This is a genomic window from Salmonella sp. NW1250, from assembly GCF_051812965.1.
GTDB classification, from domain to species: domain Bacteria; phylum Pseudomonadota; class Gammaproteobacteria; order Enterobacterales; family Enterobacteriaceae; genus Salmonella; species Salmonella enterica.
In genome coordinates this window covers 1-985 of sequence record NZ_JAMNDD010000036.1, presented here as the reverse complement: position 1 = coordinate 985, position 985 = coordinate 1, and the positions used below count along the sequence as shown (strand labels likewise).

The following is a 985-nucleotide window of genomic DNA, read 5'->3' as shown; positions in this document are numbered from 1 at the left end:
TGAGTTGAAAAATCCTCACCGGAAAAGTTGTCGTCATAGAAGTGCTGCCAGACGCCATAAAACGTCCCTGCCGCCAGCGGCAGACGCACGCCCAGTTCCGCCTGCGTCAGGCGTGCAAAGGCGGCTTCCAGCGTTTCGTCTTTGCACACCCGCCCCCCCGGCACAAACCAGTAGCCCTGCGCCGGACGGTTGAGACGCTGGCCCAGTAAAATTTCCCCCTGGCCGTTTTCCACGATGAAATCGAGGGAGATGAGGGGCGTGGTCCGCACCACGGTGGCGAAATCTTCCTGACGTAAAAACATTGTCACCCCCGGAACCGTTGCTGATTCTCAAGGAACCACTGGTAAGTACCGGCAAGCCCTGCCTCCAGTGAAATTTCGTGATACCAGCCAAGCTGATGCAGGCGCGTGACGTCGAGCAATTTACGCGGCGTGCCGTCCGGCTTCGCGGCGTCGAACACCACCCGGCCCTGGTAACCCACCACCTTTGCGATGGTCTGCGCCAGCTCGCGAATGGTGCAGTCCACGCCAGTGCCGACATTAATGTGCGACAGCATCGGGGCAGTGTTCTCCTGCCACACTTCGCGCGCCAGCTCCATCACGTGAATACTGGCCGCCGCCATATCGTCAACGTGCAGAAATTCACGCATCGGCGTGCCGCTGCCCCACACCACCACCTCCGGCGCGTGGCTCTGCGCGGCCTCATGAAAGCGGCGCAGCAGCGCCGGGATCACATGTGAATTGTCCGGATGGAAATTATCATGCGGGCCGTACAGGTTGGTTGGCATCACCGAACGGTAGTCGCGACCGTACTGCCGGTTGTAGGACTCGCACAGTTTAATCCCGGCGATCTTGGCGATGGCGTACGGCTCGTTGGTCGGCTCCAGTGTTCCCTGCAGCAGCTCGCTTTCCGCCATCGGCTGCCTTGCCAGTTTCGGATAGATACAGGACGAACCGAGAAACAGCAGTTTGTTCACGTTGTGCAG

Annotated in this window: 1 protein-coding gene and 1 pseudogene; both read right to left on the bottom strand. The window is 59.9% G+C overall.

Annotated features, from left to right (window positions below; translation table 11 throughout):
* Positions 1-302: pseudogene (locus NBA72_RS24110) on the bottom strand (GDP-mannose mannosyl hydrolase); the annotation flags it as partial.
* Between the two features lie 2 nt (positions 303-304).
* Positions 305-985, bottom strand: a 681-nt coding sequence (locus NBA72_RS24105; protein ID WP_439005037.1) for a GDP-L-fucose synthase family protein, incomplete at its 5' end; no start/stop codon positions are given.